General features: G+C 62.6%; 15 protein-coding genes. 2 read left to right on the forward strand and 13 right to left on the reverse strand.

Annotated features, from left to right (window positions below; all coding sequences use genetic code 11):
• Window positions 1–179: 179 nt before the first annotated feature.
• The 7 genes from ABFO07_RS28760 to ABFO07_RS28790 all read right to left on the reverse strand — a co-directional run bounded on the left by ABFO07_RS28760 (window position 180) and on the right by ABFO07_RS28790 (window position 6,442).
• Window positions 180–950: a TniQ family protein gene (locus ABFO07_RS28760; protein ID WP_347469096.1), complete on the reverse strand. Its 771-nt coding sequence runs from the start codon at window positions 948–950 to the stop codon at window positions 180–182.
• 31 nt (window positions 951–981) lie between these two features.
• A complete protein-coding gene (locus tag ABFO07_RS28765) occupies window positions 982–1,218 on the reverse strand; it encodes a hypothetical protein (protein ID WP_347469098.1) in 237 nt (78 codons plus the stop codon).
• Window positions 1,219–1,349: 131 nt separating this feature from the next.
• Window positions 1,350–2,318 carry a TniQ family protein gene (locus ABFO07_RS28770; protein ID WP_347469100.1) on the reverse strand — a complete coding sequence of 323 codons (969 nt, stop codon included), beginning with the start codon at window positions 2,316–2,318 and terminating at the stop codon, window positions 1,350–1,352.
• Window positions 2,315–3,223 (reverse strand): TniB family NTP-binding protein, encoded by a 909-nt coding sequence (locus tag ABFO07_RS28775; RefSeq protein WP_060183031.1) that lies wholly within the window; start codon window positions 3,221–3,223, stop codon window positions 2,315–2,317. Before ABFO07_RS28775 ends, ABFO07_RS28770 begins: the two co-directional genes overlap by 4 nt.
• A gap of 10 nt (window positions 3,224–3,233) precedes the next feature.
• Complete coding sequence (locus ABFO07_RS28780) at window positions 3,234–5,183, reverse strand: Mu transposase C-terminal domain-containing protein (RefSeq protein ID WP_347469102.1); 1,950 nt, start codon at window positions 5,181–5,183, stop codon at window positions 3,234–3,236.
• Window positions 5,164–5,799, reverse strand: coding sequence for a TnsA endonuclease N-terminal domain-containing protein (locus ABFO07_RS28785; RefSeq protein WP_347469104.1), 636 nt, complete (start codon window positions 5,797–5,799; stop codon window positions 5,164–5,166). The genes ABFO07_RS28780 and ABFO07_RS28785 overlap by 20 nt, the downstream gene beginning before the upstream one ends.
• 286 nt (window positions 5,800–6,085) lie before the next feature.
• Window positions 6,086–6,442, reverse strand: coding sequence for a helix-turn-helix domain-containing protein (locus ABFO07_RS28790; RefSeq protein WP_347469106.1), 357 nt, complete (start codon window positions 6,440–6,442; stop codon window positions 6,086–6,088).
• Between the two features lie 875 nt (window positions 6,443–7,317).
• Here ABFO07_RS28790 and ABFO07_RS28795 point away from each other — a divergent pair.
• Both ABFO07_RS28795 and ABFO07_RS28800 read left to right on the forward strand, forming a co-directional pair.
• Window positions 7,318–7,935, forward strand: coding sequence for a LysE family translocator (locus ABFO07_RS28795; protein ID WP_059882550.1), 618 nt, complete (start codon window positions 7,318–7,320; stop codon window positions 7,933–7,935).
• A gap of 106 nt (window positions 7,936–8,041) precedes the next feature.
• Entirely contained in the window at window positions 8,042–8,290 is a 249-nt protein-coding gene (locus ABFO07_RS28800; protein ID WP_059564268.1) for a hypothetical protein, read from the forward strand.
• A gap of 38 nt (window positions 8,291–8,328) precedes the next feature.
• On the opposite strand, the gene ABFO07_RS28805 is transcribed toward ABFO07_RS28800, so the two are convergent.
• The 6 genes from ABFO07_RS28805 to ABFO07_RS28830 all read right to left on the reverse strand — a co-directional run bounded on the left by ABFO07_RS28805 (window position 8,329) and on the right by ABFO07_RS28830 (window position 13,933).
• Window positions 8,329–9,687 carry an MFS transporter gene (locus ABFO07_RS28805; protein ID WP_059803023.1) on the reverse strand — a complete coding sequence of 453 codons (1,359 nt, stop codon included), beginning with the start codon at window positions 9,685–9,687 and terminating at the stop codon, window positions 8,329–8,331.
• Window positions 9,688–9,893: 206 nt separating this feature from the next.
• Window positions 9,894–10,280: a 4-carboxymuconolactone decarboxylase gene (gene pcaC / locus ABFO07_RS28810; protein WP_017330845.1), complete on the reverse strand. Its 387-nt coding sequence runs from the start codon at window positions 10,278–10,280 to the stop codon at window positions 9,894–9,896.
• A gap of 15 nt (window positions 10,281–10,295) precedes the next feature.
• Window positions 10,296–11,081, reverse strand: a complete 786-nt coding sequence (gene pcaD, locus ABFO07_RS28815; RefSeq protein ID WP_347469109.1) for a 3-oxoadipate enol-lactonase — start codon at window positions 11,079–11,081, stop codon at window positions 10,296–10,298.
• Window positions 11,081–12,454 (reverse strand): 3-carboxy-cis,cis-muconate cycloisomerase, encoded by a 1,374-nt coding sequence (locus ABFO07_RS28820; RefSeq protein ID WP_347469110.1) that lies wholly within the window; start codon window positions 12,452–12,454, stop codon window positions 11,081–11,083. Before ABFO07_RS28820 ends, pcaD begins: the two co-directional genes overlap by 1 nt.
• Before the next feature lie 86 nt (window positions 12,455–12,540).
• Window positions 12,541–13,197 (reverse strand): CoA transferase subunit B, encoded by a 657-nt coding sequence (locus ABFO07_RS28825; RefSeq protein WP_059922229.1) that lies wholly within the window; start codon window positions 13,195–13,197, stop codon window positions 12,541–12,543.
• 19 nt (window positions 13,198–13,216) lie between these two features.
• Window positions 13,217–13,933 carry a 3-oxoacid CoA-transferase subunit A gene (locus ABFO07_RS28830; protein ID WP_060014405.1) on the reverse strand — a complete coding sequence of 239 codons (717 nt, stop codon included), beginning with the start codon at window positions 13,931–13,933 and terminating at the stop codon, window positions 13,217–13,219.
• Window positions 13,934–14,008 lie beyond the last annotated feature (75 nt).

Raw genomic sequence — 14,008 nt, forward strand, 5'->3', positions numbered from 1 at the left:
TGTCAGGTAAGCATATCTTTGCACTTGGGGCAAAATGTACTTCCTGTCTCATACGCGTGGCACGCACGACCATTGAGCCCACGCGCGCAGGACGATCAACGCCTGTTTGGCGCGAAACTCTGTCTGCATCAACTGAAAATCATCAACATGCACCCAATGCAGTGGCGCGACTTGCGGAGTCAGATAAAACCCAACGCATACCGTATCTGACGCAACGGAACGCGTCGCCGGTCTATCGCACCACTCCCGATCCCCATCTCAACGGCGAGTTGGCGGTCTATTCTCTCCTCTACCACCACCAAACCTTCGGACAATCCGGATCCTTTAGCCGTCGACATACGCCAGTACTGGTACAGACAGCACGCACTCTCAATTTCCTCGGGAACGCATGCCGCCGGCGAAATGTGCGAAAAATCCAATCCACATCGACATCGCATTATGTTCGGCCGCGTCACCATGATCAGCTTTTCGCACTGTGGGCAAACGTCAAGCAGTTGAACAGCGTGCACCGGACATGCTGTCATCCATGTCAGGCGATGTGCGGCAAGCATGATCCCGCCTTCAAGTAGGCACAGAGGGCAAATTCGTTCCCGCTCTCGAACAAGCAGATGCCTGGCCTCAATCACATGATGGCCAATCGCGTAACCGAAAGCGGCCCTTCGTGCTCGCCCACCGACTTCGACCGGGCACATCGATCTCATGGTCGATTGCTCGATCCGGCAAACACGAGACAATTCCGCAATCTCGGCGGAAACCAACGGACCGAAGGCAACGCAACCAGCGTCACGCAGCAACGCCCCGACGCTTCTCAGACCGTTGGCGTCCACCAGACGCATGAGCACCGACGACAACGACTCGTCGGGATAGGGTTCGACGCGAAGCGCAAGCGGCAGCCGTGACATCGCATTCGCTGGCCTTGCGGAGCACGGCACCCAACTTTGATTTTCCATATCGAACTCCAGATCGATTCAGTGCTCGTTCCTAGCGGTAGGCGCCTGTCTGCATGCTCTGCAGCGTCAGAGCCACCAGCTCCTCTCCGTCGGCGGTATCGAGGTACGTGACCGGCTTCTTCCACCCGAGCGACGGAACCTCTTCGTGTAGCCATGTACACAACCACCGTTTCGCGTCAAACCCGTCCGGTTCGCCTGACTCGTTGACCATTTTCTGCACAAGATTCACAAGCCTGTTCCAGACCGCCTCTGGCACGTGCTCGACCATACATTCGGATCGCCATGTGCCGCAACGACACGTTTTCATGATATTCACCTCACCCAGATTCGAAGTCCCATGCCGGAACCCGTGGCGATCCGATTCGAATCGGATCGCCACGGTTCATTGAGAACACCGCGTCACACGGCCTGCACCACCGGACCGCCTATTGCGTCGACCAATGCGCGATGAAGGAATGCGAACGGTGGCTCCGGCAACTCCGTGAACAAACGCAAGGAAATGTGCTCAACGCTTCGGACCGAGCTCAGGATCGAACCCGACCGAGGTCGGTATTGCCGTTCTGCGTTGACCAGGTCCGCGAATCCTCGAGGCCAGTCCGACATGATCCGTCCGATTTTCTGCATGCGCGGCGCAAGCTCATGAATAGCCTTCGAGCGCAACCCCTTGTCTTTCGACCCGCTCGTTGCACCACTGACGCGATAGAGAAACGAAAGCACACGCAGCAACTCCCCAAGGTCAAGCGCGGCGAAATCGGAAGGGACGCCTGACGGACAGTCCCGCACGTCATGCTCAAAGCTCATGCGCCAGCGTCGATCGATGAGCCGTGTGATCATCAATTCGTCCGGCGTCGCGAGTTGACACGCGGCCGACCCGAGATCCGTCCCGCACTGACAACGCGCCAGACCCGGCCGCATGGACGACACATCACGTCGACAGCCCGGACAGCGATCGAGGAGTTGGAGGCCGTGGACAGCGCAGCACGTCGCGAATACGTAAGCATTCACGCCCAGCACATGTCGGTGCTCGGCGATACACATCGGGCATACGCGCTCGTTGGTGCCAACCAGGATTGCATCGGGCTCAACCCAGTGACCGTACAAGCTGATCTTCGGGTGCTTCACCTCGTTACAGTCCATCGCGCCTACGCTCATCGGTGTCATCGCACGGACCAGTTTCGGGGAAAGCCGGCAAACACGGGCAAGCGCATCGACCTCCGACGGGAAACGCGGCCGAGCTGCGGCCACGCCCGCCCGCCGCAGCACCATCCCTGGCCCATTCAGCCCATTGACTTCAGCAACGCGATGCAGCACCGAGGAGAGCGATTCGCCGCGACGCGGTGTGACGCTAAGAAGAAGAGGGGTCGTCATTGCACGTCTCCCGCAAACGGCTCACCCGGTTGGTCGAGCGGCACACCATTGAACTTCGCATCGAAGGGATTGCGCGACGGGGGCGCATCCTTCCAGATGTGAACGCGGAAAGCTGCGGCGAAATCATGTAGTGCGACGGCTTTCGCACCGCGTCGTTCGGCGATCTGGTAAGCGCCGTTCAACAGCTTGCACATGTAATCCACGAGGCCCGCACTCGCGTAGTACAGCTTCATCGCAACCCGCTTGTCAGCAATGTCCATCATCGGCAGGGGCATATCCTTGGCAAGCGCCTGCATCACACCAATAAACGTCTGAGCGCCCTCTTGGGTGTTCACATCGAACCGACGGATCTCCGTCACGCGCGAGAAACGACGTCTCAACTGTCCGTTGACCCGCAGCACACCCAGCAGCGATGGAAGCCCGGCGAGCACAACAGCGGCCGGGAGCCGGTCCAGCAGCACCTTCAACCAGTTTGCGACCTGTCTCAACGAACGACGATCGCCCTCGACAAAGTGCTGGAACTCGTCGAGCATGATGATCTCGACGCCACAACCGTGCACCAGCTTGACAATCTGCTCCGTCAGGCGCGCGCTCGATTGACCGACTTGCGGAATCTCGCCCAAGGCAATCAGGATCGCCTCTGCAAGAGACCGAACGGTTGGCACTGCGGGCACGATGACGTAGAGCACGGGCACGTGCCGGCGCAGGACCTCCTCTCGCACCGGGAATTTGGCGCGATAGCATTCGAGCACCGTCGACTTTCCGGCGCCAGACTCCCCGATCGTGGCCAGACAACCGGCCTCGCCGGATTCCCGCAGCCACTGATGAACGTCCTCGATACTCTTGAGCGCAGCAACGAAATCCGGATGTTCGACGATGCTTTTACGGACATTGAATCGTTTCATGATGATCTCCTTACCGTTCTGAACGCTTCATGACTGAAAATTCAGGAACACTATCGAATCTGACGACCATGGAGTCCGCTTGATCGGACTGAGCGGAATTGCCCATGGCGCCCCCCCCAGCGGCTCCGAACACAATTTCCTTGCTCGACTTCCCCTTGATCTGCGCAACCCATTTGCGCTTCTTGAGTTTCTGATCAAGCTCCGCCTTGGCAATATCGTCCGCGAGACGAATACGTGCCTTACGCAGCGCGACAGGGTTGATATCGACTCGGCTGTCGTGCATGGCACCAGTGACTTCGTTGTGCATCCATCTGGTCAAGTCCTTCGTGTAATCCGGATCGGTACAATCAACGCGAAAATATTCCTTCTGTCGTGGGTCATATACGTAGACGTAGCCGGTCTGCTCGTTGAAATACCGAACCTTGACTTTTTCATCGTCGGGGATGCCGTGACGCAGCAACTGAAGCGCGCTGGAGTTGTAGGACAGGTGATCGAATGTCACGCCGCTGTTCGTGATCGGCCGCATGATGGTGTTCGTGAACGCAACGGAAAGCTGATCGGGATCGGCCGGCATGTAGATAGGGGTCAGCCGTGCGCTTTCCTGCCATGCCTGAGCCGGCGTCTTGCCCTTCAAGCCGCGATGAGGTGCGTGCTGATAACACTCCACAATCCAGCGCACGACAAACACCGTCAGTTCCTCGAGCGTCACGCACGCAAGCTTCTCGGACGGGTACTCTCCACGATCCCTGGTATTCGACCAAGTCGTTCCGGGAATCAAATGGAAGAGTTGTTCCGCGATCGTGCGCATGAACCGTTCGACGCGGCCTTTGAACCAGGGTGCACGCTTCGGGCAGTACACAAGTGAAATCCCTAACTCATCACAGCCTGAACGCGTGGCAGAGCCGTGGAATTCCCAAGCGTTGTCGCCAAAGACCATCTCGGCCACACCTCGCGCCAGCCATTCAAGGTGTCCTAGGCCCAATCGATTCAACAGATCGCGCTTGCTGAGCATGGCCATTTGCATTGCCCATCCGACCTCCTCCTGGCCTGGTGAGCGCGCCCCGATATGAAACCCCATCACCATGCGAGTGTGCGCATCAATGATCAGTGTCAGTACGGGGCGAACGATGACCATGCGGGTGCGCTCACAGACGCACAGCAAGTTCACCGGCGTGTGATCAATCTCCCACCGCTCATTGAGCCGCTTTGTCTTGAGCCGGCGCAACACTGGCCGGTACCTCTTCAGTGCTTCGGTGCGGCCCTCCCGGGCCGCAGTGACGAGATAGTCGTTCAGTTTCCCCACATGGCGATAAAGTGTCGCTTGACTGATCGTGGGTAACGGGTTTTCCGGATCACGTTCGTTATGAGCGTCAATGGCCTCCTCTACTTGATCGTACAATCTCGCGACGTTGAGTTTCTGGCCATTGAGATAGTGCGTTTCTATGACATCTTCGACCAGCGTGAGCAGCGGACCATCAAGGATTTCACGTCGTCCCTTGTTTTCATGTCGCGGCACCACGTCCATGACATCACCTGAATGCCGATAGCGCTTTCTCCAGCGGCAGAAGGTTCGATAGTTTGGTGGCGTCAATGCACCCGCTTCGCACGCTACCCGTTTAATGACGGTTTCGACCTCGCGAACGCGCGAGCATTTCGCTTCCTCGACAGCTCTCAGGTAGGCGAGCCTCGCGCGCATCACAACGAGATCTTTTTCTTCGAAGGTGGAGACATCGCGTCGGACGACTATGATCGGCGACGCCCCCGTTTCGAGCAGCGACTCGATTCTGACCGACCATCGCCCGTTGCCGTGTCGTTCCCAGACTTCAGTTTCGTGTACGCGTATCGGCGAGCCGTAGTCAGAGCTGAACTCGATTCGACCATCGGGAAGCGCGCCCTGAACACGCCAGACGTATTCTCCCTCCTGGAATTCGACGCCACGCTTAAGCAAAAATTTTTGCATGACGCACCTCCGAAGGAGCGACGTAAATGGCTGCGTCCGAGGTCAGCGGCACATCGAGATCGATACCCGCGGCACCATTGGCGATCCAGGTCAACGCGACGTCGCGCGTACGAGCCAGATGCACCAGGTTTCGGAAAGTCTTCGGATGCTTCTTTTCAACGAGCCTCTGTGCTTCCCGGATCCGCTCGGGCGACATTCGCCCCCGCCACGGCCGCAAGAGCCGCAGCGTCTCGTGACGCGTGCCACAGATGTAGGTGCGTTCATCCCAAATGAAAAGGGCGTATCCATGCTGTGCGAGGACGGCTCTCGAACGCGCCATGCGGGCCTGCACTGAAGGTTTTTGTAAATCCTTTGCAGGCTTGGCTTCGACGAAGACAGTCGAACCGTCGCGACGCACAATTTCGTAGTCGGGCGTGTACCGAAAAGTCTGGCCGGCCTCGCGGAAAAGAAATGTTCTATCTTGAGCGCTGCGAAAGCGCAGTACCTCCGGGCTGAACTCGAGCAAGAGGGTCGATGCCTCTTCGGCAAGCGAGTACCAAGGCATCGAGCAAGCGTTTTTGACGGAAGGCGTGAAACCTCGAAAATTCCCACCACTGCGGGTATCGTGGGAAGGCATGGTGATGTCTCCTGCGCCTTTTTTGGGCGCGTGAATGTAGGGGGCGCCAGTCCGACTGGACGAGCGCCGGCCGCGCGGATGTCACTTCCACGCAACTAGGAGACGAGTTTGGGCTTGACGCGAATGAGGAGGGGGCTATACTGAAATTGCTTAGGCTTCAGCATTGCCCCGCTCATCCGGGTCGAAAGAACCAATCCGTCCTAGATGGGTTGGTTTTTTCTTTTCTGTCTAATAGGCAGTACTCCTAATCGAATAGGTTGATGAAGAAGGGCATTTTCCGATGACGTTACCGGTCCAGCCTCGTCACCAGTTCATCAAGCATGGTGACTTCGTCACCGTTCAGACGTGTCGACGCTCGCACCAGGCGATTGATCAGACGCAACGTATCCGAGTGCAGGTCGTCAGGTAGCCGCAGCTTTTTTTGTGAATCCCGGGCCGCATCGAGCAATGAAGCGACATCGGCTTCGCCCATGTCCAATGCCGCGGCGATGCGCTCGATTTGCTCAAGCGACGGCGGCGGTTTCACTCCGCGCTCGAGCTTCCACACGTACTGGATCGCGACCCCGAGTTGCTTGGCCAGATTCGTCTGACTGAGTCCGGCGCGCTTTCGGTAATGCACTAATGCATTCGAGAACGGGGTCATTGCTTCTCACCTTGATGTTTCCTATCTCCAAATCTATGCCGTGACCCAGCCGGCCGGCAAGGGAATTTTTCTTTTTCTGCGCAATAACACAGGCAGAAGAAGTCTCGTGTGAATTGAAAAATAGTGGGGCGTGTTATGGAGGCGCAGAAAATGAGAAGAAAATAATTTCCCTTTTTGTACAAGTCCCGGCTCTGACGTTCCTCGATTAGGGTCAACTCATTAATCAAACTTCTGGACGGCGTGTGTGGAGAAATTCGGAAAAATGGATCAATAGGTGTTCAAAAGGCGATCAAATTTTCGGCGACGGATGATCGGCTTCCGACAGCCGACAGGCATCCGTTGTGTGAAAGTTACACTTTTAGTGCAAGTCCAAGCTAGGTAGCAGATCGACATGGATGGCCAATATGTGGCTCATGTCATCGCTGGCATGTCACTTCCGACGAACGCAGCTGGAGGGAGATCTGGCCGAGTTATGTTCTGCGTAGCTTAGCGTTAGCCGTTCGCGCTCCCCGCTCCTGCCTCTGCCGATAAGCGCTCGAAGTGAAGTGGCGGTTAAATGTCCTCAGTGCAGCAACAACGACGCGATGATGTCGATCTAACATTGCGTCAAAATCCCACACTGACAAATATTGACCCGCCGATTCTCGCAGAGCGAGTCAGATCTCATCCCCAACGCGTGGGACGCTGCCTTTTATTCAAAGACAACATATTGAGACTGCGGACATCTTTTCTGAGAGACAACAACAACAACAACCTCCGAGAGCCCACATCACCCACCCCGTACCGGCATTCGTCCGCCAAACTGTACCGTTACTGTACCGTCAACTGTCGCTAAACTGCCTCCATCACCCGCCTCACCGATGGAGAACACCGCGATGGAATTCCTCACCCTGAGCGCGCTGCCCGCCGGCATGCTGTTTGCGCTCGTCACGTCGATCACGCCCGGCCCGAACAACACGATGCTGCTCGCGTCCGGCGTCAACTTCGGGTTCCGCCGCACGATGCCGCACCTGTTCGGCATCAGCATCGGCGTCGCGATCCTGATGCTGTGCGTCGGTTTCGGTCTCGGCGAAGTATTCAAACGTGTACCCGTGCTGTACACGATCCTGGAAGCCGCAAGCGTCGTCTACCTGCTGTATCTCGCGTGGCGGATCGGCACGTCCGGCGAGGTCAAGGCGCACGGCGGCAAGGCGCGGCCGATGACGTTCGTCGAAGCCGCCGCGTTCCAGTGGGTCAATCCGAAGGCGTGGATGATGGTGCTGACCGCCGCGACGACGGTCCAGCTGTCCGCCGACTACGGAATGAACGCCGCGTGGATGGCCGTCGTGTTCATCCTGATCGGGTTCCCGTGCATCAGCCTGTGGGCCGCGTTCGGCCAGGGCCTGCGGCACTTCCTGTCGAATCCCCGTGCGCTGCGCATGTTCAACGTCACGATGGCGGTGCTGTTGATCCTGTCCCTGTATCCGCTCGTCGCGCATCTGCTGCCGCAGTGAGCGCGCCGGCGCGCCCGTTGAGATTCGCCGCATGCAGGCGTACGCTTGGATTCCGGGCGCGCGAAACCGGCAGGAAGGTCGAGCCGCTCTTGTCGGGAGAACGCCGATGAAGCCGCTGCTGAGAACGGGCGAACACATCGAAGGGATGCACTGGATCGCCGAATACCACCAACTGACGCACGACATCCGGATATTGCGCGAAGACATCGAAGTCGGCACGTATGCGGCGCCGCCGACGCTGTTCGGCGAGGAAGAGGAGATGGGCTCCCCGAACGCCGCCGATCATCGCAGCCGGGAAGCGGCGCTGCGCGCGTATCTGCGCCGCTTCGTCAAGGAACACGACACGGAGGAGTGACGACGGCGCGCCATCGCGCGCCGCCCGCCTGATCCCGCTCAGTGCCCGAGCGACTCCGCGTTGCCCGTGGACGGCGCGACCTCGTACGGCCGCGCCGACTGCTTGATCAGCAGTGCGACGCACGACAGCACGCCGGCCACGGCGATCGTCGCGAACACGCCCGCGAACGTGAAGTGCCGGCGCGTCAGCTCGGCGACGAGGAACGACCCCGCGATCCCGCCGAAGCGCCCGACGCCGAGCATCCATGCGACGCCGGTGCCGCGCCCTTCGGTCGGATAGAACGCCGCCGCGAGCGCGGGCATCGACGATTGCGCGGTATTCATCAGCACGCCGGCAATGAACACGACCAGCACCAGCAGCCCGACGTTGCCGACCGCCTGCCCGATCGCAGCCACGCTGACGGCCGTCAGCGCATAGCACACGGCGATCACGCGGTTCGCGTTGAAGCGGTCCATCAGCACGCCGCACAGCACGGCCCCGACGCCGCCGAGCGGGAACAGCGCGGAGATCAGCGTCGCGCTCTTCGGGGTGAGGCCGGCATCCTTCAGCAGGATCGGCATCCAGTTGATCGACGCGTAGAAGATCACGAGGCCCATGAAGTACGCGATCCACAGCATCACCGAGCCGACGACGTACGAGCGCGACAGCACGACGCCGACGCCCTTGCTGCCCGTCTGCGGCGCGGCCTCGGTCAGCACGAACGCGCCGGCGTTCAGCGCATCGCGCGAAATGCGCGCGAGCGTCGCGCGGATCCGGTCGACGGGCCGGCTGTTCGCGACCATGAAGCGCACCGACTCCGGCATCTTGACGAGCAGCAGCACGCCGAGCACCAGCGGCGTCACGCCGCCGAGCACCAGCACGCTGCGCCAGCCGAAGTGCGGAATCATCCATGCGGCGAGGAAACCGCCGAACGCCGCGCCGAGCGGAAAGCCGCAGAACATCAGGTTGATCACGGTCGCGCGGCGCTTGTCGGGGCAGAACTCGCCCATCATCGTGACCGCATTCGGCATCGCGGCGCCCAGGCCGACGCCGGTGACGAAGCGCAGCACCGTGAGCTGCCCGATGCCCGACGAGAACGCGGACGCGAGGCACGCGGCGCCGAACAGGAACACCGAGCCGAGCAGCAGCGCACGGCGGCCGAGACGATCGGACAGCGGGCCCGACACGAGCGCACCGCACGCGAGGCCGAACAGCGCGGCGCTGAGCACCGGCGCGAGATCCGGCTTGGTCAGATGCCATTCGGTCAGCAACGACGGGGCAATGAAGCCGATCGCGGCGGTATCGAAACCGTCCAGCAGGACGATCACGAAACACATCGCAAAGATGAGCCACTGAAAGCCGCCGAACGGCTGCTCGTTGATGAAGGTCTGTACGTTGACGACCGGGGTGCGATTCATCGCCTGTCTCCTGTCGACCGGAGTCGGCGCTTCGGCGCTTTCTCGGGTCGCATGCATGATATGTAATCGGCGCGGTCTCTCTGCCGCGCCGTTCCTTTATTGCGCACCTTCGACGATGCGCTGCGCGCCGATGCTCTGCCGGCGCGTGTGTTGTCGACGGCCCGCCGATGCGAGCCGCCTCAGGCAGCCCCGCCTGACCGGCCGTCCTAGGCGGCCCCGTCCTGTTCCTTGAAGATCCGGTCCGCGAGATGAAACGCCGAGTTCGCCGCCGGCACGCCGCAATAGATCGCGGTCTGCAGCAGCACTTCCTTGATCTCGTCGCGCGTCACGCCGTTGTTGCGCGCGGCACGCAGATGCAGCGCCAGTTCCTCGCCGCGGTTCAGCGCAACCATCATCGCGATCGTCAGCAGGCTGCGCGTGTGGCGCGGCAGCCCTTCACGCGTCCAGATCTCGCCCCACGCATAGCGCGTGATCAGGTTCTGGAACTCCTCGGTCACTTCGGTGCGGTTCTCGATCGAGCGGTCGACGTGCGCGTCGCCGAGCACCGCGCGGCGCACCTTCATCCCGGCTTCGTAACGTTGCTGGTCGTCCATCGCGGGCTCCTCGGCTCAGGCGGTCAGGAAATCGAGCAGCGCACGGTTGAAGCCGTCGGTGCATTCGATGTTCGAGATGTGCGCGGCGTCGAATTCGACATGTTTGGCGCCCGGAATCGCCGCCGCGAGCGCGCGGCCCTGGTCCGGCGGCGTCGACAGGTCGTGCGCGCCCGTCACGACGAGCACCGGCAGCGCGATGCCCTTCACTTCCTCGCGCAAGTCCGCGGCATTCAGCGCGTCGCAATTCGCTGCGTAGCCGTCCTTGTCGGTGTGCACGAACGTGTCGCGGATCGCGTCGACGAGGCGCGGCTCGCGCTCGAAGAACGCGTTCGTGAACCAGCGCGGCAGCACCGCATCGGCGAGTGCCAGCATCCCCTCGGTGCGCGCCTTTTGCGCGCGCGGCGCCCACACTTCCGGCGAACCGATCTTCGCGGCGGTGTTCGCGAGCACCGCGCGGCCGATCCGCGACGGGAAGCGCGCGGCGAGCGCCGCGCCCGTCAGGCCGCCCATCGAGATCCCGCAGAAATGCGCGCGCGCGATGCCGACGTGATCGAGCAGGCCGATCACGTCGCCCGCGAGCTGGTCGATCGTGTACGAGCCGGCCGGCGCGGCGGAATGGCCGTGGCCGCGCGTGTCGTAGCGCAGGATGTTGAAATGCTGCGCGAGCGGGCGGATCTGCGGCGCCCACATCTGCAGGTCGGCGCCGAGCGAGTTCGAGAAGACGAGCCACGGCGCGTCGTCGCGCGCGGCGCGGTCGATCCGGTAATGCAGTTGCACGCCGTTGACAGTGGCGAAAGGCATCAGTGTTCTCCTTGCGGGTTCGGGCTCGCATAGGCCGCGAGCACGGCATCGACGAAGGCCTGCGCCTCGCCGACGTAATGAGCGGGATCGAGCAGACGCGCCAGCGCGTCGCGCGACAGATGGGCGGAGACGGTGGCGTCGGCGGCGAGCACGTCGAACAGCGTCGCGCCGGTGCGCACCGCTTCCTTCGACGCGTGCTCGACGACGTGGTGCGCATCGAGCCGGCCGATCTTGTCGCCGAGCGCGAGCATCACCGCTTCGCCGAGGATCAGGCCGCGCGTCAGGCCGAGATTGGAAGCCAGGCGTTCGGTGTCGACGTCGAGGCCCGCGACGATCTGCGCGATCTGCGCGAGCGCGCCGCCGGTCAGGCGCGCGAGGTCCGGCAGCGCGTCCCATTCGGCCTGCCAGCCGCCGAGCGCGCGCTCGTGCTCCTGGACCATCCCCGCGAACACCGTCGCGACGAGGCCCGGCGCGCGCACCGCGGCGGTCAGCACGGCCGCGCAGCCGACCGGGTTGCGCTTGTGCGGCATCGTCGACGAGCCGCCCTTGCCGGCCGCGGCCGGTTCGCCGAGTTCGCCGACTTCGGTCTGCATCTGCAGCGACACGTCGCGCGCGATCTTGCCGAGCGTGCCGGTCAGCATGCCGAAGCACGACGCGGCCTCCGCGATGCGGTCGCGCTGCGTATGCCACGGCACCGCGGGCAGCGCGAGCGTCAGGTCGCCGGCGAGCGCCGCAGACACGCCGCGCGCGTGCTCGCGCAGGCTCGCGAGCGTGCCCGCCGCGCCGCCGAACTGCAGCACCAGCGCCCGCGCGCGCAATTCGGCGAACCGTGCGCGGTGGCGCAGCAGCGCATCGAGCCATTGCGCGAACTTCAGGCCGAGCGTGATCGGCAGCGCCTGCTGCAGCCACGTGCGGCCGATCGTCGGCGTCGCGCGATGCGCGCGCGCCAGCGCGGCGAGCGATGCGCAGGCCGTTTCGAGCATCGGTTCGAGCACGTCGAGCGTGTCGCGGAGCTGCAAAACGGTGGCGGTATCGATGATGTCCTGGCTCGTCGCGCCCCAGTGCACGAACTTCGCGGCCTCGGGGTCGTCGGCTTTCACGCGCGCGGTCAGCTGCTTGACGAGCGGAATCGCGAGGTTGCCGCCGAGCGCGGCGTCGCGCGCGAGCGCGTCGGCATCGAGCTGGTCGGCCCGGCACGCGCGCTCGATCGGCGCGACGGCGGCGGCGGGAATCACCTGCTGCGCGGCCAGCGCACGCGCGAGCGCCGCCTCGACGTCGAGCATGCGCTGGACGGTCGCACGGGGCGACCAGATCCGGTTGAGCGGCTCGGTGCCGCAGATGAGGGAGGTCAGGCGGGCGCTGTCTTCGAGCATGGCGTCAGGTCGGGAAACAGGGTGCGCTTATTGTCCACCGAAGCGCGCCGGCGTGCGCTTCGGTGCGCACGCCGGCTGCGCCCGGTTCAGGCGGCAACCTTCTGCGTTGCATCGATCAGCGGCACACCGGTCAGCTTCTGCAACGCGTCGAACGACAGGTCGGTGAAGATCTCGGTCACCGCGAGGCCGTCGCGCGTCACGTCGAGCACGGCCAGATCCGTATAGATGCGGCTCACGCACTGCACGCCCGTGACCGGATACGAACACTGCGCGACGATCTTGCTCTCACCCTGCTTGGTCAGGTGCTCCATCATCACGAACACCTGCTTCGCGCCGATCGCGAGATCCATCGCGCCGCCGACGGCCGGAATCGCGTCGGGCGCGCCGGTGTGCCAGTTCGCGAGGTCGCCGCTCGCGGACACCTGGAACGCGCCGAGCACGCAGTAGTCGAGATGGCCGCCGCGCATCATCGCGAACGAATCGGCATGGTGGAAATAGGCGCCGCCGGTGAGCAGCGTCACGTGCTGCTTGCCGGCGTTGATCAGCTCGTCGTCTTCCTCGCCGGGCGCGGGCGCCGGGCCCATGCCGAGCAGGCCGTTCTCGCTGTGCAGGAAGATTTCCTTGCTCGGGTCGAGGTGGTTCGCCACCAGCGTCGGCACGCCGATGCCGAGGTTCACGTACGCGCCTTCGGGAATGTCCTGGGCGACGCGCTTGGCCATTTCATCGCGGGTCAGTCGTTTCATCTGGATTTTCCTCCGACGGTCAGGCGGCTTGGGATGCGGCACGTTCGGCGGCCAGCTCGGCCGCATGCGTGGCCTGCGGCACTTCGACGACGCGCTGCACGAAGATGCCCGGCGTCACGATGTGTTCCGGGTTCAGCGCGCCAAGCGGCACGACTTCCGACACCTGGACGATCGCGACCTTCGCGGCGCTGGCCATGATCGGCCCGAAGTTGCGCGCGGTCTTGCGATACACGAGGTTGCCCCAGCGATCGCCCTTGTACGCCTTCACGAGCGCGAAATCGGCGTGGATGGGCGTCTCGAACACATACTGCTTGCCGTCGATCACGCGCGTCTCCTTGCCTTCGGCCAGCTTCGTGCCGAAGCCGGTCGGCGTGAAGAAGCCGCCGATGCCCGCGCCCGCCGCGCGGATGCGCTCCGCGAGGTTGCCCTGCGGCACGAGCTCCAGCTCGAGCTCGCCCGCACGGTACAGCGCGTCGAACACCTGCGAATCGCTCTGGCGCGGAAACGAACAGATGATCTTGCGCACGCGCTTCGCCTTCAGCAGCGCCGCAAGGCCGATCTCGCCGTTGCCCGCGTTGTTGTTGACGATCGTCAGGTCGCGCGCGCCCTGCTCGATCAGCGTGTCGATCAGCTCGGACGGCATGCCGGCCGTGCCGAAGCCGCCGATCATGATCGTCGCGCCGTCGTGAACGTCGGCGACCGCCGACTGAAGCGATTCGAAAATCTTGTTGACCATGTCTCTTCCTGATACGTACCCGCGGCACGATGCGCGGCCTGTCGAGGGAACACGCGCGTCTCGCGTGCCGCGCCG

The organism is Burkholderia stagnalis (assembly GCF_039848545.1).
Taxonomy (GTDB): domain Bacteria; phylum Pseudomonadota; class Gammaproteobacteria; order Burkholderiales; family Burkholderiaceae; genus Burkholderia; species Burkholderia stagnalis.

Bases quoted from the DNA above. Each gene is read 5' to 3' on its own strand.
- ABFO07_RS28760 (WP_347469096.1), bottom strand. From the start codon at position 950: ATGGAAAATCAAAGTTGGGTGCCGTGCTCCGCAAGGCCAGCGAATGCG.
- ABFO07_RS28765 (WP_347469098.1), bottom strand. From the start codon at position 1,218: ATGGTCGAGCACGTGCCAGAGGCGGTCTGGAACAGGCTTGTGAATCTT.
- ABFO07_RS28770 (WP_347469100.1), bottom strand. From the start codon at position 2,318: ATGACGACCCCTCTTCTTCTTAGCGTCACACCGCGTCGCGGCGAATCG.
- ABFO07_RS28775 (WP_060183031.1), bottom strand. From the start codon at position 3,223: ATGAAACGATTCAATGTCCGTAAAAGCATCGTCGAACATCCGGATTTC.
- ABFO07_RS28780 (WP_347469102.1), bottom strand. From the start codon at position 5,183: ATGCAAAAATTTTTGCTTAAGCGTGGCGTCGAATTCCAGGAGGGAGAA.
- ABFO07_RS28785 (WP_347469104.1), bottom strand. From the start codon at position 5,799: ATGCCTTCCCACGATACCCGCAGTGGTGGGAATTTTCGAGGTTTCACG.
- ABFO07_RS28790 (WP_347469106.1), bottom strand. From the start codon at position 6,442: ATGACCCCGTTCTCGAATGCATTAGTGCATTACCGAAAGCGCGCCGGA.
- ABFO07_RS28795 (WP_059882550.1), top strand. From the start codon at position 7,318: ATGGAATTCCTCACCCTGAGCGCGCTGCCCGCCGGCATGCTGTTTGCG.
- ABFO07_RS28800 (WP_059564268.1), top strand. From the start codon at position 8,042: ATGAAGCCGCTGCTGAGAACGGGCGAACACATCGAAGGGATGCACTGG.
- ABFO07_RS28805 (WP_059803023.1), bottom strand. From the start codon at position 9,687: ATGAATCGCACCCCGGTCGTCAACGTACAGACCTTCATCAACGAGCAG.
- pcaC (WP_017330845.1), bottom strand. From the start codon at position 10,280: ATGGACGACCAGCAACGTTACGAAGCCGGGATGAAGGTGCGCCGCGCG.
- pcaD (WP_347469109.1), bottom strand. From the start codon at position 11,081: ATGCCTTTCGCCACTGTCAACGGCGTGCAACTGCATTACCGGATCGAC.
- ABFO07_RS28820 (WP_347469110.1), bottom strand. From the start codon at position 12,454: ATGCTCGAAGACAGCGCCCGCCTGACCTCCCTCATCTGCGGCACCGAG.
- ABFO07_RS28825 (WP_059922229.1), bottom strand. From the start codon at position 13,197: ATGAAACGACTGACCCGCGATGAAATGGCCAAGCGCGTCGCCCAGGAC.
- ABFO07_RS28830 (WP_060014405.1), bottom strand. From the start codon at position 13,933: ATGGTCAACAAGATTTTCGAATCGCTTCAGTCGGCGGTCGCCGACGTT.